This is a genomic window from Pseudonocardia spirodelae, assembly GCF_037727765.1.
GTDB lineage: Bacteria > Actinomycetota > Actinomycetes > Mycobacteriales > Pseudonocardiaceae > Pseudonocardia > Pseudonocardia spirodelae.
In genome coordinates this window covers 75,384-90,287 of sequence record NZ_JBBJUP010000013.1, presented here as the reverse complement: position 1 = coordinate 90,287, position 14,904 = coordinate 75,384, and the positions used below count along the sequence as shown (strand labels likewise).

12 protein-coding genes are annotated in these 14,904 nt (G+C 76.3%); 2 read left to right on the top strand and 10 right to left on the bottom strand.

Annotation, left to right across the window (positions count from 1 at the left end):
- Positions 1-2: 2 nt before the first annotated feature.
- The 10 genes from hemL to WJX68_RS16705 form a co-directional block, all read right to left on the bottom strand.
- Positions 3-1,337: a glutamate-1-semialdehyde 2,1-aminomutase gene (gene hemL, locus WJX68_RS16750; protein ID WP_340291900.1), complete on the bottom strand. Its 1,335-nt coding sequence runs from the start codon at positions 1,335-1,337 to the stop codon at positions 3-5.
- A gap of 22 nt (positions 1,338-1,359) precedes the next feature.
- A complete protein-coding gene (locus tag WJX68_RS16745; protein WP_340291898.1) occupies positions 1,360-2,088 on the bottom strand; it encodes a hypothetical protein in 729 nt (242 codons plus the stop codon).
- Between the two features lie 101 nt (positions 2,089-2,189).
- Entirely contained in the window at positions 2,190-3,170 is a 981-nt protein-coding gene (hemB, locus tag WJX68_RS16740) for a porphobilinogen synthase (RefSeq protein ID WP_340291896.1), read from the bottom strand.
- A 145-nt stretch (positions 3,171-3,315) separates the two neighbouring features.
- Positions 3,316-4,857, bottom strand: coding sequence for a bifunctional uroporphyrinogen-III C-methyltransferase/uroporphyrinogen-III synthase (locus WJX68_RS16735; RefSeq protein WP_340291893.1), 1,542 nt, complete (start codon positions 4,855-4,857; stop codon positions 3,316-3,318).
- An 18-nt stretch (positions 4,858-4,875) separates the two neighbouring features.
- Positions 4,876-5,832, bottom strand: a complete 957-nt coding sequence (gene hemC / locus WJX68_RS16730) for a hydroxymethylbilane synthase (RefSeq protein ID WP_340291891.1) — start codon at positions 5,830-5,832, stop codon at positions 4,876-4,878.
- On the bottom strand, positions 5,829-7,250 hold the full coding sequence (locus WJX68_RS16725) for a glutamyl-tRNA reductase (protein ID WP_340291889.1): 1,422 nt from the start codon (positions 7,248-7,250) through the stop codon (positions 5,829-5,831). The genes hemC and WJX68_RS16725 overlap by 4 nt, the downstream gene beginning before the upstream one ends.
- 5 nt (positions 7,251-7,255) lie before the next feature.
- Positions 7,256-8,107: a redox-sensing transcriptional repressor Rex gene (locus tag WJX68_RS16720; protein ID WP_422785719.1), complete on the bottom strand. Its 852-nt coding sequence runs from the start codon at positions 8,105-8,107 to the stop codon at positions 7,256-7,258.
- A gap of 370 nt (positions 8,108-8,477) precedes the next feature.
- Complete coding sequence (locus tag WJX68_RS16715; protein ID WP_340291885.1) at positions 8,478-10,088, bottom strand: molybdopterin-dependent oxidoreductase; 1,611 nt, start codon at positions 10,086-10,088, stop codon at positions 8,478-8,480.
- Positions 10,085-10,321, bottom strand: a complete 237-nt coding sequence (locus tag WJX68_RS16710) for a glutaredoxin family protein (RefSeq protein WP_340291883.1) — start codon at positions 10,319-10,321, stop codon at positions 10,085-10,087. Before WJX68_RS16710 ends, WJX68_RS16715 begins: the two co-directional genes overlap by 4 nt.
- Positions 10,322-10,330: 9 nt before the next feature.
- The gene (locus WJX68_RS16705) at positions 10,331-11,914 is read right to left on the bottom strand and encodes a class I adenylate-forming enzyme family protein (protein ID WP_340291881.1); all 1,584 of its coding nucleotides are present in this window, start codon (positions 11,912-11,914) and stop codon (positions 10,331-10,333) included.
- Positions 11,915-12,641: 727 nt separating this feature from the next.
- Between WJX68_RS16705 and WJX68_RS16700 the strand changes: the two genes are divergently transcribed.
- Together WJX68_RS16700 and WJX68_RS16695 are read left to right on the top strand one after the other, a co-directional pair.
- The gene (locus WJX68_RS16700; RefSeq protein ID WP_422785718.1) at positions 12,642-13,280 is read left to right on the top strand and encodes a sigma-70 family RNA polymerase sigma factor; all 639 of its coding nucleotides are present in this window, start codon (positions 12,642-12,644) and stop codon (positions 13,278-13,280) included.
- A 190-nt stretch (positions 13,281-13,470) separates the two neighbouring features.
- On the top strand, positions 13,471-14,877 hold the full coding sequence (locus WJX68_RS16695) for a DUF5667 domain-containing protein (RefSeq protein WP_340291879.1): 1,407 nt from the start codon (positions 13,471-13,473) through the stop codon (positions 14,875-14,877).
- Positions 14,878-14,904: the final 27 nt, after the last annotated feature.

The following is a 14,904-nucleotide window of genomic DNA, read 5'->3' as shown; positions in this document are numbered from 1 at the left end:
GCTCAGACCCCGTCCGGACGGGTGGCGGCGGCCGCGGCCCGCGCCGCGGCGGCCAGGCCGGTCTCGATCCGCTCGAACGCCTCGTCGTCGAGCGCGGTGGAGACGAACCAGGCCTCGAAGGCGCTCGGCGGCAGGTAGACGCCGTGGTCGAGCATGGCGTGGAAGAACGCCGGGTAGCGCCAGGTCTCGGCGGCCTTCGCGCCCGCGTAGCCGGTGACCGGCTCCGCGGCGAAGAACGGGGAGAACATCGTGCCCGCGTACTGGATCGTGTGGGCGACGCCCTCCCGGTCCAGAGCCGCGGTGAGCAGGTCGCCGATCCGGTCGGCGTTCGCCTGCAGGGTCGCGTAGACCGCGTCGTCGGCGTGGCGCAGCGTGGTGAGCCCGGCGGCGACGGCGACGGGGTTCCCGGCGAGCGTGCCCGCCTGGTAGACCGGCCCGGCCGGGGCGAGGAAGGACATGTGCTCGGCCGAGCCGCCGAACGCCGCGGCGGGCAGACCGCCGGACATGACCTTGCCGAAGGTGTAGAGGTCCCCGGCGACGCCGTCGCAGCCGTACCAGCCCTGGCGCGAGGCGCGGAAGCCCGTCATGACCTCGTCGATCACCAGCAGCGCGCCGTGGTCGTGGCACAGGTCGCGCAGCGCGGCGTTGAAGCCCTCGGCCGGCGGGACCACGCCCATGTTCCCGGCCGCGGCCTCGGTGATCACGCAGGCGATCTCGGGGCCGCGCTCCGCGAACACGGCGCGGACGGCGTCGAGGTCGTTGTAGGGCAGCACCACGGTGTCCGCGGCCTGGGCGCCGGTGACGCCCGGGCTGGTCGGCAGGCCGAGGGTGGCGATGCCGGAGCCGGCGTCGGCGAGCAGGGCGTCGACGTGGCCGTGGTAGCAGCCGGAGAACTTCACGATCACCGTGCGGCCGGTGATGCCGCGGGCGAGGCGGATGGCGCTCATCGTCGCCTCGGTGCCGGAGTTGACCAGCCGGACCTGCTCGACCGGGGTGCGCCCGACGATCTCGGCGGCCAGGTCGATCTCGCCCGGGGTGGGGGTGCCGAACGACAGCCCCTGGCTCGCCGCGGACCGCACCGCCTCGACGACGGCCGGGTGCGCGTGCCCCAGGATCATCGGCCCCCAGGAGGAGACGAGGTCGACGTAGGTCGCGCCGTCGGCGTCGGTCAGGCGGCAGCCCTCACCGGACACCATGAACCGCGGGGTGCCGCCGACGGAGTTGAACGCCCGCACCGGGGAGTTCACCCCACCCGGGATCAGCTCGGCGGCCCGCTCGAACAGGCGGGCCGACTCCTTCGGTTCCGGGTTGCTCACGGCGCTGCTTCCGGTGCTCACGCGCCCAGTCTCGCAGCCGGTGTCAGGACCGGCTCGCGGCCCCGAGCTTGCGGGTGGCGTACCACTCCGAGGCCGGGCGGCCGAACAGCAGCACGACCCCGGTCGCGGCCAGACCGACGACGAGCACCGCGAACAGCGGGATCGTCGCGGCCATCATCAGCAGCAGCGTCGCGCCGTAGAGCACGGCGAGCACCGCGAGCGCGATCCGCGCCCCGGCCGCACCGAGGAACGCGACGACGGCCAGCGCGATCCACACCAGCGCCAGCACCAGGAAGACCCCGCCCATCACGCGGACGAACTGGGTGAGCTGGTCCATCGTCAGGCCGGTCTGGGCGAGCGCGGCGTCGATCTCGGCACGCGGGATGCCGGTGTCGTTGAGCACGGCGTCGTTGATCGTCGCGAACATCGCGCCGATGCCCATCACGACGAAGGGCAGCCCCGCCGCGAGCAGGGCGACCAGCGCGGTGACCATCTGCCGCGGCCGCGCGGTGCGCCCCTGCGGCGCGTCGCCGAGACCGGCGGGCGGCGGGCCCCAGCCGCCCGCGGCGTCACCGGCGGCCGGGTTCCGGTCCGGACCGGGCCGGTCCTGCTGCGGCGGCGCCGGGGGCGCCGGCTGCTGCGGGTACACCGGTGCGGCCCCGGCGGACCAGCCGTCGGGGAAGGGGTTCTGCGGGTACTGCGGGTAGCGCCCCGTCGACGGCCCGGGCCGGTAGTACTGCGGGGCGCCCTGCTGTCCGGGGTCGTTGCTCACGACCCCCACGGTAGCCCGGTCGGTGTCCGGTTTGCCACGTTCGGCGGTACCCGTCGGCGCTGTTCACCCGGTGATCACCGTCCCCGGCGCCCGCCCGGCGCTCAGCCGCGGTCGAGCCAGCCCGCGACCTCGGTGGCCCAGTAGGTCAGGATCACGTCGGCGCCGGCGCGGCGGATCGAGGTCAGCGTCTCCAGGATCGTGCGCTCGCGGTCCAGCCAGCCCTTCTCGACGGCGGCCTCGACCATCGCGTACTCACCGGAGATCTGGTACGCCGCGACCGGCACGTCGGCGACGTCGGCGACCCGCGACAGCACGTCGAGGTAGGCCAGCGCGGGCTTCACCATGACCATGTCGGCGCCCTCGTCGAGGTCGAGCGCGAGCTCCCGCATCGCCTCGCGGGCATTGCCGCCGTCCTGCTGGTAGGCCTTGCGGTCGCCCGTGAGCTGCGAGTTCACGGCCTCGCGGAAGGGGCCGTAGAACGCCGAGGCGTACTTCACCGTGTAGGCGAGGATGCCGGTGTCGGTGAACCCGGCCTCGTCGAGCGCGTCGCGGATGACGCCGACCTGGCCGTCCATCATGCCGCTTGGGCCGACCAGGTGGGCGCCCGCGCGGGCCTGCTCGACGCCCATCCGCGCGTAGATGTCGAGGGTCGCGTCGTTGTCGACGCGGCCCTGCGCGTCCAGGACGCCGCAGTGCCCGTGGTCGGTGAACTCGTCGAGGCACAGGTCCGCCATGACGACGAGGTCGTCGCCGACCTCGGCGCGGACGTCGCGCAGGGCCACGTTGAGGATGCCGTCCGGGTCGACGGCTCCGGAGCCCGTCGCGTCGTGCACCTCGGGCACGCCGAACAGCATCACGCCGCCGACGCCCGCGGACGCCGCCCCGGCGACGGCCTTGCGCAGCGTGTCCCGGGTGTGCTGGACGACGCCGGGCATGGACCCGATCGGGACCGGCTCGGTCGCCCCCTCCCGCACGAACATCGGCAGCACCAGCTGCCGGGGGCGGACCTCGGTCTCGGAGACCATCCGCCGCATCGCGGGGGTGGTCCGCAACCGTCGGGGACGCTGCGCCGGGAAACCCATGCCGACCAGGCTACGACCGCCCCGGACACACGTCGGCCCCGCGTCCCGTAGCGGGACCCGGGGCCGGGACGTGCGGTGCTCGGCGGCGGGATCGATGCGCCCCTCGCTCCGCTCAGCGGCGGGCTCGATGCGCCCTTCGCTCCGCTCAGCGGCGGCGCGCCTTCACCTTCTTCGGCGGCGGCAGGTTGCCCTCGGCGCGCAGCTTCGCGGTGTGGCTGGCCAGCGCGTCGACCAGAGTCGGCACGCGGGACTCCTCCGGCTGCACGTCGACGCGCAGGCCGAACTCGCGCGCGGTCTCCGCGGTGGCCGGACCGATGCACGCGACCAGGGTGCGGGCGTGCGGCTTGCCGGCGATGCCGACCAGGTTCCGCACGGTCGACGACGAGGTGAAGCACACCGCGTCGAACCCGCCGGTCTTGATCGCCTCGCGGATCGGCGCGGGCGGCGGCGCGGCCCGCACGGTGCGGTAGGCCGTCACGTCGTCGACCTCCCAGCCGCGCTCCTGCAGCCCGGCCGACAGCGTCTCGGTGGCGATGTCGGCGCGCGGGAGCAGCACCCGGTCGACCGGGTCGAGGACGTCGTCGTGCGGCGGGAAGATGTCGAGCAGGCCCTCCGAGGTGGAGGACTGGGCCTCGTCGATGTCCGGGACCAGCTCGGGCTCGATGCCGAACTCGCGGACCTTCTCCGCGGTCGAGCGGCCGACGCAGGCGATCTTCACGCCGGAGAAGGCGCGGGCGTCGAGACCGAACTCGCCGAACTTCTCCCAGACGGCGCGGACCGCGTTGGTCGAGGTGAACACGACCCACTGGTAGCGGCCGTCGACCAGGCCCTTGACCGAGCGCTCCATCTGCGCGGGCGAGCGGGGCGGCTCGACGGCGATCGTCGGGACCTCCTCCGGGATCGCGCCGTGCATGCGAAGCCGCTCGCTCATCACGCCGGCCTGGTCCTTGGTGCGGGGCACGAGCACCCGCCAGCCGTAGAGCGCGCGCGACTCCCACCAGGACAGCTCGCCGCGGCGGCCGGCGGCCTCGCCGACGGTCAGGACGAGGGCGCCCTCGAGGTCACCGCCGTCGGCGGCGATCCGGCCGACCGAGGAGGAGATGGTCTTCTGGGTCGAGGTGGTGCCGCCCGAGGTGATCGCGACCGGCGTCTCGTCCGGCACGCCCTGCGCGGTCAGGCCCGCGGCGACGTCGGCGAGCAGCGCACCGGTGGCGTGCAGCACGACCGGGCCCGGGCTCGCGGCCAGCGCGGCCCAGTCGACGCCCGCGCGGACGTCGGCCTCGACGTGCGCCGACCCGAGCGCGACGCCGGCGTAGGCGGGCACCGCGGTCGAGGACGGGACGCCCGGGACGACGTCGAACGGCGTGCCCGATGCGGACACGGCCATCGCCTCGGCGACGACGGCGTCGTTGGTCAGCGGGTCGCCGGAGACGAGCCGCGCGACCGCGCGGCCCTCACCGGCGGCGGCGAGCAGGTCGCTCGCGATGTCCGCGGGCTGCCCGACGGCCGGGCGCACCTCGGCGCCGTCGGCGGCCAGGGCGAGGATGCCCTCCGGCACGTCCGGGTCGGTGATCACCAGCGGCGAGCCGGCGAGCACGTCCCTGGCGCGCACGGTGAGCAGCGCCGGGTCCCCCGGTCCGCTGCCCACGAAGGCGATCCGCCCCGAGGTGTTGGCAGGTCCTGTCATGTCGAAGAATCTCCCGAATCAGCGGTTGGCGGGACCACCGGGACCTGCGGGGGGCAGGTCCTCGGCTCCCAGGTCGAGAAGCTCGTGGGCGACCGCGGCCCCGAGCTTCTCCGCGTCGTCCATGTCCCCGGTGGCGGAGGCGCGCACCACGTCGCCCCCGGTGAGCTCACCGATCCCCAGCGCGCCGCGCAGCGACAGCCGGTCGACCGCGTGGCCGTCGTCGTCGAGGTCGGAGACCACCTCGGCGAGCGCTCCGACGGGGGTGTCGCACCGGGCGTCCAGACCCGCCAGCACCGCGCGCTCGGCGGTGACGGCGAGGTGCACGCCCGCGTCGTCGAGCACCGCGCGCAGCGTCGCGACGAGGTCGGTGTCGGCGGTGCGGCACTCGATGGCCAGCGCGCCCTGGGCGGGCGCGGGCAGCATCTGCAGCGGGTCGATGAGCTCGTCGGCCTCGTCGACCCGGCCCAGCCGGCGCAGCCCCGCCGCGGCGACGACCACCGCGTCGAGCTCGCCGGAGCGGACCTTCCCGATCCGGGTGTCGACGTTGCCGCGGATCGGCAGCACCTCCAGGCCCTGCCCGAGCGCGTGCAGCTGCACGGTGCGGCGCGGCGAGCCGGTGCCGACCTTCGCGCCGCGGCCCAGCTCGCCCAGCACCCGGCCCCCGGTGACCAGGGCGTCGCGCACGTCCTCGCGCTCCGGGACCGCCGCGATCGTCAGCCCGTCGGGCTGCGCGCTCGGGAGGTCCTTGTAGGAGTGCACGGCGACGTCGATCTCGCCGGCGTAGAGCGCGTCGCGCAGCTGCGAGACGAACACACCGACCCCGAGCTGCGGGATCGGCGCCATCGAGCGGTCACCGCTGGTCGAGATCGTGACGAGCTCGCAGGGGTGCCCGGCCGCGGTCAGGCGGTCGGCGACGGTGGTGGACTGGGCGACCGCCAGCTTCGACGGGCGCGTCCCGATCTTGAGAACCTTCACGAGATCTGCTCCGGGGGACGGGACCCGATCGACGGCGTCGCGTCGAGCGGGGCGTTCAGCGCGGCCGTGACGTCGGCGCCGTCGACCGTCGCGTCGGCGCCGCGCACCGGCGCGGCGACCGCGGCGGCGGCCTGCGGGTCGAGCTCGAACAGGGTGCGCAGCGCCGCGGCGTAGCTGTCCCCGTCCGGGCCCTCGGCCAGGCGCTTCACCTGGACCGTGGGGGTGTGCAGCAGCTTGTCCACGACCCGCCGCACGGTCCGCGAGAGCTCCTCGCGGACGTGGGTGTCGAGGTCGGGCAGCCGCGAGTCCAGCCGCAGCAGCTCGGCGTCGACGACCTCCGAGGCGCGACGGCGCAGCGCGGTGACCGTCGGGGTGACCTCGGCCGAGCGCTGCCCGGCCAGGTACTGCTGCGCCTCGGCGTCGACCATCGTCTGGGCGGCGGCGACCGAGCCGCCGTCGGCGGCGTCGAGCAGCCGGCGCTGCAGGGTGACCAGGTCGACCATCCGGACGCCGGTCAGCTCGGCGACGGCCGGGTCGACGTCGCGCGGCAGGCCCAGGTCGCACACGACCAGCGGGCGCTCCCGCCCGCCGGCCAGCGCCTCGGCCACCGGGTCGACGCCGACGACGTGCCCGATCGCGCCGGTGCAGGCGAACAGCAGGTCCGCCGCGCGCAGCTCCTCGGCCAGCGTCTCCATCGGCGCGAAGCGGGCGCTGGTGCCCGTCCCGTGCTCGAGGACCTTCTCGACGAGCCGCTCGCCGCGCTCGGCGGAGCGGTTCAGCACGACGATCTCGCCCGCCCCGGCGCGGCGCAGGTGGGCCGCGGCCAGCGCGCCCATCGCGCCCGCGCCGACGACGACGGCGCGGGTGCCGGCCAGGCCGGCCCCGCCCAGCTCGCGGTCGGCGTCGCGCAGCGCCTCGGACACCACCGAGGCACCGGCCTCGTCGATGCCGGTGCCGGCGTGCACGCGCTTGCCGACCCGCAGCGCCTGCTGCACCAGCTCGTGCAGCACCTTGCCGACCGACCCGGCCGCGTCCGCGGCGGCGTAGGCGCCACGGAGCTGGCCGAGGATCTGCGACTCCCCGACGACCATCGAGTCCAGGCCCGCGGCCAGGGAGAACAGGTGCTGGACCGCCGAGCCGGCGTAGTGCACGAACAGGTGCTCGGACAGCTCGCCGATGGCGAACCCGGCGTGCGTGCCGAGGACGTCGGTGACGTCGCCGAGGCCGCCGTGGAAGGCGTCCACGACCGCGCAGACCTCGATCCGGTTGCACGTGGAGAGGACGACCGCCTCCTCGACGTGCGTGCGGTCGAGCATCTCCTCGAGCAGCTTGGGCACGTCGCCCGGCGCGACCGCGAGGCGCTCCAGCACCTCGACCGGCGCGCTGCGGTGCGACAGGCCGACCACGAGGACGCTCATGGCTTCTACGACACCACCGATTCGTTCGTCTTGTCCGTCACCGCGGTGGCACCGGTGTGCCGCCGCGCCACGTGGAACGCGAGGACCTGCAGCTCGACCGACAGGTCGACCTTGCGGACCTCGACGTCGTCCGGCACCGCGAGCAGCACCGGCGCGAAGTTGAGGATGGACTGCACCCCGCCCGCCACGAGCAGGTCGCAGACCGCCTGGGCCGCCGGGCCCGGCGTCGCGACCATCCCGATGGTGACGCCGTCCGCGGCGCACACCTCGGGGATCTCGCGCACGTGCCGCACCCGGATGCCGTTGATCTCGGTGCCGACGAGGGCGTCGTCGACGTCGAACAGGGCGCTGACCGGGAAGCCGCGGCCCGCGAAGCCGGTGTAGCCGGCGAGCGCGTGCCCCAGGTTGCCGACGCCGACCAGCGCGACCGACTGCCGGTGGTCCATCCCGAGCTCGCCCTGCAGCCGGTCCTGCAGCGAGGCGACGTCGTAGCCGACCCCGCGCACGCCGTAGGAGCCCAGGTAGGAGAGGTCCTTGCGGAGCTTGGCCGAGTTGACCCCGGACGCGCCGGCGAGCTCCTCGGACGACACCGTCTCCACGCCCGCCTCGCGCAGCTCGCCGAGCACCCGCAGGTACACCGCGAGCCGGGAGACGGTGGCCTCCGGGACCGGGCGGGGCCGCTCGGCGGGGGTGCCGTTCGCCTCGGGGGACGCGGCGCCGGACTGCAGGCTCACGGGGCGTCCTCCTCGGGCTCTCGTCGCGGACGGGTCGGCGGGCGGGGTCGCGTCCGGCCGGGCGCGCCGGGGGCCCCGGCGGCCGTCCGGCTCGCGGGGGGTTGTCCGCGGGCGGTCGGTCATCGAGACTGTGCGTGCTCCGGTCGGGGGCGTTCGATCTGTCGTGCCGGCCGCCGGGGCACCCGTGCCACGCCCACGGACCGGCCGGGAGGGCCGGTCGGCACACGGGCGGACGGGGCCCGGAGTCGTCGCCGCCACGGGGGCGCCGCGCCACCGGACCCGGCGACGGGAACCCACGGTAGCCGCTTGTGAAGGCACGCACAAAGTTGCGATCTTGGTCCCCTCCGTGCTCGACCCGGCCCCTGACCTGGACCTACCGGTGATCGACGGCGGGGAACCGCTCACCGTGCGACGGACCCCACGTCGCGATCCACGACACCACCGCGGCCCGCGGACCGCGACCGCGCGTGACGCAGCTCTCCGGGCGGTCCGCTCAGGTGACGGTGAGGCTGCGCGACGGCCACCCGGTCGCCGCCCCGGGCAGCGGGGACCGGCGCTGCCCGGTCTGGACGACGCCGTCGCCGTCGGTGGCCCGGCACAGCAGGGTGTACCCGCCCGCCACCAGGTCCAGCTCGGCGCGCCACTGCCGCCACGTCGCGCCACCCGCGGGGACCGGGGCGAGCTCGGCGTCGACCCAGGGCCCGCCCTGCGTCCCGACCTCGACCCGGCTGATGCCGCGCGGGACCGCCCAGGCCGTCCCGGTGACCACCACCCGGCCCGCGGGCACGCTCGCGTACGACGACGGCGACTCGATCCGCGACGCCGTCTCCATCGGCCCGGGCGGGTCCCACCCCCGGGCGCGCCAGTAGTCCGCCCGCCCGGCGAACGTCGTGAACTCGATCCCGGTGACCCACTTGGTCGCCGAGACGTAGCCGTAGAGCCCGGGCACGACGATCCGGACCGGGAACCCGTGCTCGGGCGGCAGCGCGACGGGCCCGTCGGGGCCGGCCATGCCGAGCGCGAGCAGCGCACCGCGGGCCGGGTCCAGCAGCAGCGACGACGGGCTGCCCGCCGTCCAGCCGTCGCTGGAGGTGGACAGGGCCTGGTCCGCGGCCGGGTCGGGTGCGGCCCGCGCGAGCAGCGGCGCCAGCTCGACGCCGGTGAACCGGGTGGTGGACACCAGGTCCCCGCCGACGTCGTTGGAGACGCAGGCCATCGTGACCCAGCGCTCCACCAGCGGGGCGGCCAGCAGGTCGTCCAGGGTGAGGGTGAGCTCGCGCCCGACCCGGCCGTGCACGCGCAGGCTCCACGTCGCCGGGTCCACCGCGGGCACCCGCAGCGCGGTGTCGATCCGGTAGAAGTCCTCGACCGGGGTGGTGAACGCGGCCGCCCCGGCCACCTGCGCACCGGCCGGCAGCGCCGGCGCCGCGGCGATCCGGCCGCGCGCGGCCAGGTCCCGCAGCCGCGCGGTGAGCGCCGCGCGGGCCGGTCCGAGCCGGCCCGAGGGCAGCAGCGGCGCGGCCACCGCGGCCCCGGCGCCCAGCGCGACGCCCCCGGCCCCGGCCAGGGCGGTCGTGCGCAGGAACCGGCGCCGGGTCAGCGAGGCGCGCGCCGGGCGGCCGTCGGGCAGCGTGCCGGCGGGGGTGAGCGCGGGGATCCGCGCGGCCAGCCGGTGCAGCCGCCGGAAGGCCGTCACGGCGACCAGCAGCGCGACCGACGCCGGCACCACGTCGAGCTGTCCCGCCCCGGACGCCGTCACGGCCGCGGCGACGCCGAGCAGCCCGAGCACGGCCAGGCCCCACGTGCCGGGCCGCTCGGTCCGCGCCGAGAGCGCGCCGGACCCGGCCGCGGCGAGCGTGAGCACCACCAGCACCCCGGCGACGACGGTGCCGCGGCTCCCGACCCCGGCGCCGACCGTCGCCGCGCCCGCCAGCGCGGGCGGGGTCAGCGCGACGACCTGCCCGGCGACCGCGGCCACCGGCCCGGCCGAGGGCGCGACCAGCAGCGCCACCGCCTGTCCGGCACCGACGCCGAGCGCGGCGGCCGCGAGCCCGGCCTGCGGGGTGCGGGCCCCCACGGGGGCGGCGGGGCCGCCGGTGCTCACGCCCGGGCCAGGTCGTCGCGCAGGCGCTGCTCGTCGACCCGGAACGAGTCGTGCTCGCGGCCGTCGAGCAGCACCACCGGCACCTGGTCGCCGTACTCGGCGCGCAGCTCGTCGTCGGAGTCGACGTCGACGGTGTCCCAGCCGGTGCCCGTCTCGGCGCACACCCGGGCCACCACCCCGGCGGCCTCGTCACACAGGTGGCAGCCCACCCGGGTCAGCAGTCGTACCCGCATCGCAGCAGCTCACATCCTCGCCAGGGTCCTCCGGGCGATCTTGCCCGTCGGGGTGCGGGGCAGCTCGTCGACGAACGCGACGACGGCGGGCCGCTTGAACCGGGCCAGCCGCGCGTCGCAGTGCGCGGCGACCGCCTCCCCGGTCAGGTCGGCACCGGGTGCGGGCACGACCACGGCCTTCACCGCCGCACCGGTGCGGTCGTCGGGCACCCCGACCACCGCCACCTCCGCGACGGCGTCGAGCTCGGCGATGACCTGCTCGACCTCGCGCGGGTAGACGTTGAAGCCGTTCACGATGACCAGGTCGGAGGACCGGTCGACCAGGTGCAGGTCGCCGTCGGCGTCGAGGTAGCCGACGTCGGCGGTGACGAACCAGCCGTCCTCGCCGGGGCCGCCGGAGCCGTCGGGCCAGTAGCCGGAGAACAGGTTCGGCCCGCGCAGCGCGATCAGGCCGGTGTCGTCGGCGGGGTCGGTGTCGTCGTCGTAGTCGAGGTCGTCGAGCGGGTCCTCGCCGCGCGGCTCGGGCCCGGGCGCCCCGCGGCGCTCCAGCGGGCGGCCCTCGCCGTCGACCAGGCGCAGCTCGACGCCGGGCAGCGGCCGCCCCACCGAGCCGGGCTTGGCCGGGCGGCCCAGGTCGTTGCTGGTCACGACGGGCCCGCCCTCGGTGAGGCCGTAGCCCTCGTGCAGGTCCAGCCCGGTCGCGTCCCGGAAGCCGGCGAGCCAGGACACGGGCAGCGGCGCGCCGCCGGAGGTGCACAGCCGGACCCCGGCCATCGCCTCGCGCAGCCGGTCGGCGGGCACGTCGAGCAGCATCCGGAACATCGACGGCACCCCGGCGACGACGCTGACCCGCTCGGACACGACGGCCTCCACCAGGCGCTCCGGGGAGAACCGGCCCGGCAGCACGACCGTGGCACCGGTCCAGCAGACCTGCAGCAGCCCGGCGGCCAGGCCGTAGACGTGGAACAGCGGCAGCGCCAGCAGCACCCGGTCGACGCCGTTCACCGGGGCCGGGCGCAGCGCACCGGCCTGATCGCGGTTGGCCAGCAGCGCGCGGTGCGACAGCTGCACCCCGCGCGGGCGCCCGGTGGTGCCGGAGGTGAACACGACCAGCGCGGTGCGCTCGGGGTCGGCGGGCGCGCCCGCGGCGGGCGGCGCGTCCGGGACGGGGGCGGCGAGGTCGGGCGGGCCGAGCAGCACGGCGCCGGCCCCCTCGGCGCAGCCGGCGGCCACCCGGTCGTCCCCCGCGGCGACGACGGCGGCCGGCCCGGCCTGCCCGAACACCACCTCGAGCTCGCGGGTCACCGAGCCCGCGCCGAAGGGCACGACGGCCGCGTCCGCGCGCAGCGCGCCGAACAGGGCCACGCAGTAGGCCGCGCCGTCGGGCAGCCCGACGGCGACCCGGTCGCCGGGCCGCACGCCCGCGGCGCGCAGCCGGGCCGCCTCGGCGGTGACGGCGGCGTCGAACGCCGACCAGGTCAGGGTCAGGGGCGCGGGGCCGGACAGGTCACGGACCGCGTCGTGCCCCGGCCGCTCGGCGGCGTTGCGGGCCACCAGGTCCGCGACATGGAGGAGAGGGTCGGAACTCGGCACGGCGGGTCTCCATCCTCGCTCCCCGCGGGCGCGGGGTCGGCTCGTCGGCACGCGTCGCGATCAGTCTTCCAAACGCGGCGCGCCGCGTCGTGGGGGCGAGGGACCGCTCGTCGCTGTCACATCGCGTGTCGATTCGGACACGCTTCGCGCACAGTTCGTCCACCGCGCGTTTCGGGCCGCTCGACGGACCACGCCGCGACGAGAGGCGGCGAGTGCGTTGCGCCACTCGACAGACGTCTATGCTCCGCCGCTACGAGGTTCAACGCACGAACCGACGGTTCGTCGCGCGACTCACCCGAGGGAGTGGCATGCAGCTCGACGCCAGGGCGCCACGGCGCACCCCGCGCCGTGCCGCGCGGGACGCCCCGGCGGTCCCGGCCGGAGCGGCCGCCCGCCGTGCCGCCCCCCGGGACGTACCCCGACCGACCCTCCGGGATCCATGACCCGGCCGATGCGACCGCACCGACAGTTCCGCCAGCAGCGATCCGAGACCGTCCGTCCCGCCCGGGCCCCCGAACCCGGCCAGGACCGACCCGACACCGTCCGCCCCCAGCCGGACGGGGAGGTGTCCGTGACTTCAGCGACCTCTGCACCGTCCCAGCCGACGGGGCCGATCGCGTCCGCTCCCCTGGTCGACGCTCCCCCCACGTACCCCGCACGTCCCGCCGCACACCGGCCGGACGGCAGGACCACCCGGTCGGGGCCGCCCGGCCACGCCGAGCAGGACATGCCGATGCCGCGCCAGGCCCCGCACGTCTCGCAGGACCTCCCGCGACCCGACGCCGACCCGGCCGCCGAGGCCGCCCGTGCCGTCGAGGACGCGAACAGCTCCTGGGCGCTGGTGGAGGCCTGCCAGGCCGGCGACGCGGCCGCGTTCGGCGAGCTGTACGAGCGCTACCACGACGTCGTCTACCGGTACGTGCTGTTCCGGATGGGCGACCGGTCCTTCGCCGAGGACGTGACCCAGGAGACCTTCGTCCGCGCCCTGCGCCGGATCTCCTCGGTCAGCTACCAGGGCCGCGACATCGGGGCCTGGTTCGTCACCATCGCCCGGAACCTGATCTTCGACTACGTCAAGTCCAGCCGGTTCCGGCTGGAGCAGACGACCTCGGAGATCGTCGAGCTCTCGCCCAGCACCGGCGGCCCCGAGCAGCAGGTGCTCGACATGGCGACGAACGACGAGCTGCTGGCCTCGATCGCCAAGCTCAACTCCGACCAGCGCGAATGCATCCAGTACCGCTTCCTCAAGGGTCTGTCGGTCGCCGAGACCGCCGAGCTGATGGACCGCAACGAGGGCGCCGTCAAGGCGCTGCAGCACCGGGCCGTGCGCCGGCTGGCGCAGCTGCTCCCGGACGGGCTGCGGTGAACGGGTCTGCGGCCGGAGCGGCCGGAAGGCGAGAGGGTCGGTCGGCCACTGCGCCGAACGCACTACTCGATGCGGTGAACGGTTGGAAGGCCGTAACCTCGTCCCCGACCGGTCGTTGTACAGACCGGCGCGCACTGACGGCGCCGCACGCGCCGACGAGCAGCGCGAGACTGCAGTGAGGACGGACGGCATGCCCAGGGCATGGGACGACGGGTATCCCGGCGACGACGGTGACGACCGCGCGCCGGTGGGTGCCCCTGCATCGGAGGAGCTGGCGCACGAGATCGCGCTGGCCTCCGCGCTGGACCGTTCACGGCGTGACCTGTCGCCGGACCCGCACGCCTCGGCCCGGATGCGGGCGCGGCTGTTCGAGGTCCTGGCCCAGGAGGGCGTCGGGCAGGGCGGGTCGCCGTTCGGCGCGACCGCCCCGGACCGCGGCGACCGCTCCGACCTGACCGCGCCGATCGGTCCGCCGATCGCCGCCGACCTCGACTGGGACGCCGTGTCCAGCCGTCGCGCGCCGGGCGAGCACGCCCCGGAGGCCGACGACCCCCGCGGCGCCCGCCCGCGCCGTGGCCGCCACGTGCTGCCCGCCGACCACCCGGACCACCCGGAGCAGGTGGGTGCCGCGGCCGGACCGGCCCGCGACGCCGACGCCGGCCCGGGCCGCGACGACACCGCCCGCCCGGCCGCGACCGGCGCGCGGATGCTGGACCGGCGGCGCCCGAGCGTGCGCAAGCGGTTCGGCGTGGTCGTCGGCGGGTTCGCCGCGCTCGCGGTGATCGCCGGTGTGACCTCGACCGTCAGCCGCGACGCGCTGCCCGGCGACGCGATGTACGGCGTCAAGCGCGCCAGCGAGAGCGTCGGCGGGGTCTTCACCGTCGGCCAGCAGGCCGAGGCCGCCCGCCAGCTCGACCTCGCCCGCTCGCGGGTCGACGAGCTGGAGAGCCTGGTCGCCCGCTCGACGCCGCCGTCGCCGGACGCGGTCGCCGCCGCGATGGCCGACTTCGACCGCGCCACCAGCACCGGCACCCGGATGATGCTGACCGGCGCGGGCAACGACGGCGCCGACAGCGCCCGGCTCGCCGAGCTCCGGACCTGGGCCGCCGCCCAGTCCGGGCGGATCACCCGCCTGCAGTCCGACCTGCCGGCCGAGAGCCGCGGCGAGACCGCCGAGGCCATCCGGCTGCTCGACCGGGTCCTCGCCCGGGCCGAGGCGCTGCGCGCCGACACCGGCTGCGGCGCGGACAGCGGCGGGACCGTCGACGACCTGGGCCCGGTGCCGGGCGAGTGCCGCACCCCCGGTGCGCCGTCGGCCGCGCAGGCCGTCGAGCAGTCGGCCCCGGCGTCGCCGTCGGGGACCGCGACGGGGACGGCGTCGCCGTCGCCGAGCGCCGGGTCGGAGTCCTCCACCTCGCAGGCCCCGACCACGTCGGACTCGTCGTCGCAGAGCGGCCTGCCGCTGCTGGGCGGCTCGGAGACCTCGACCAGCACCCCGAGCACGTCGTCGGAGTCGACGGCGACTCAGGACCGCCTGCTGCCGCCGATCACCATCCCGCCGCTGCTGCCGGGCCTCGGCCCGGTCACCCTCGGCTGACGGGACCCCGGAACCGGCCCCGCGGGC

Excerpts from the sequence above, each read along its gene's own strand:
- hemB (WP_340291896.1), bottom strand. The coding sequence starts at position 3,170 with ATGGGTTTCCCGGCGCAGCGTCCCCGACGGTTGCGGACCACCCCCGCG.
- WJX68_RS16735 (WP_340291893.1), bottom strand. The coding sequence starts at position 4,857 with ATGACAGGACCTGCCAACACCTCGGGGCGGATCGCCTTCGTGGGCAGC.
- WJX68_RS16725 (WP_340291889.1), bottom strand. The coding sequence starts at position 7,250 with ATGAGCGTCCTCGTGGTCGGCCTGTCGCACCGCAGCGCGCCGGTCGAG.
- WJX68_RS16720 (WP_422785719.1), bottom strand. The coding sequence starts at position 8,107 with ATGACCGACCGCCCGCGGACAACCCCCCGCGAGCCGGACGGCCGCCGG.
- WJX68_RS16710 (WP_340291883.1), bottom strand. The coding sequence starts at position 10,321 with ATGCGGGTACGACTGCTGACCCGGGTGGGCTGCCACCTGTGTGACGAG.
- WJX68_RS16700 (WP_422785718.1), top strand. The coding sequence starts at position 12,642 with ATGCCGATGCCGCGCCAGGCCCCGCACGTCTCGCAGGACCTCCCGCGA.
- WJX68_RS16695 (WP_340291879.1), top strand. The coding sequence starts at position 13,471 with ATGCCCAGGGCATGGGACGACGGGTATCCCGGCGACGACGGTGACGAC.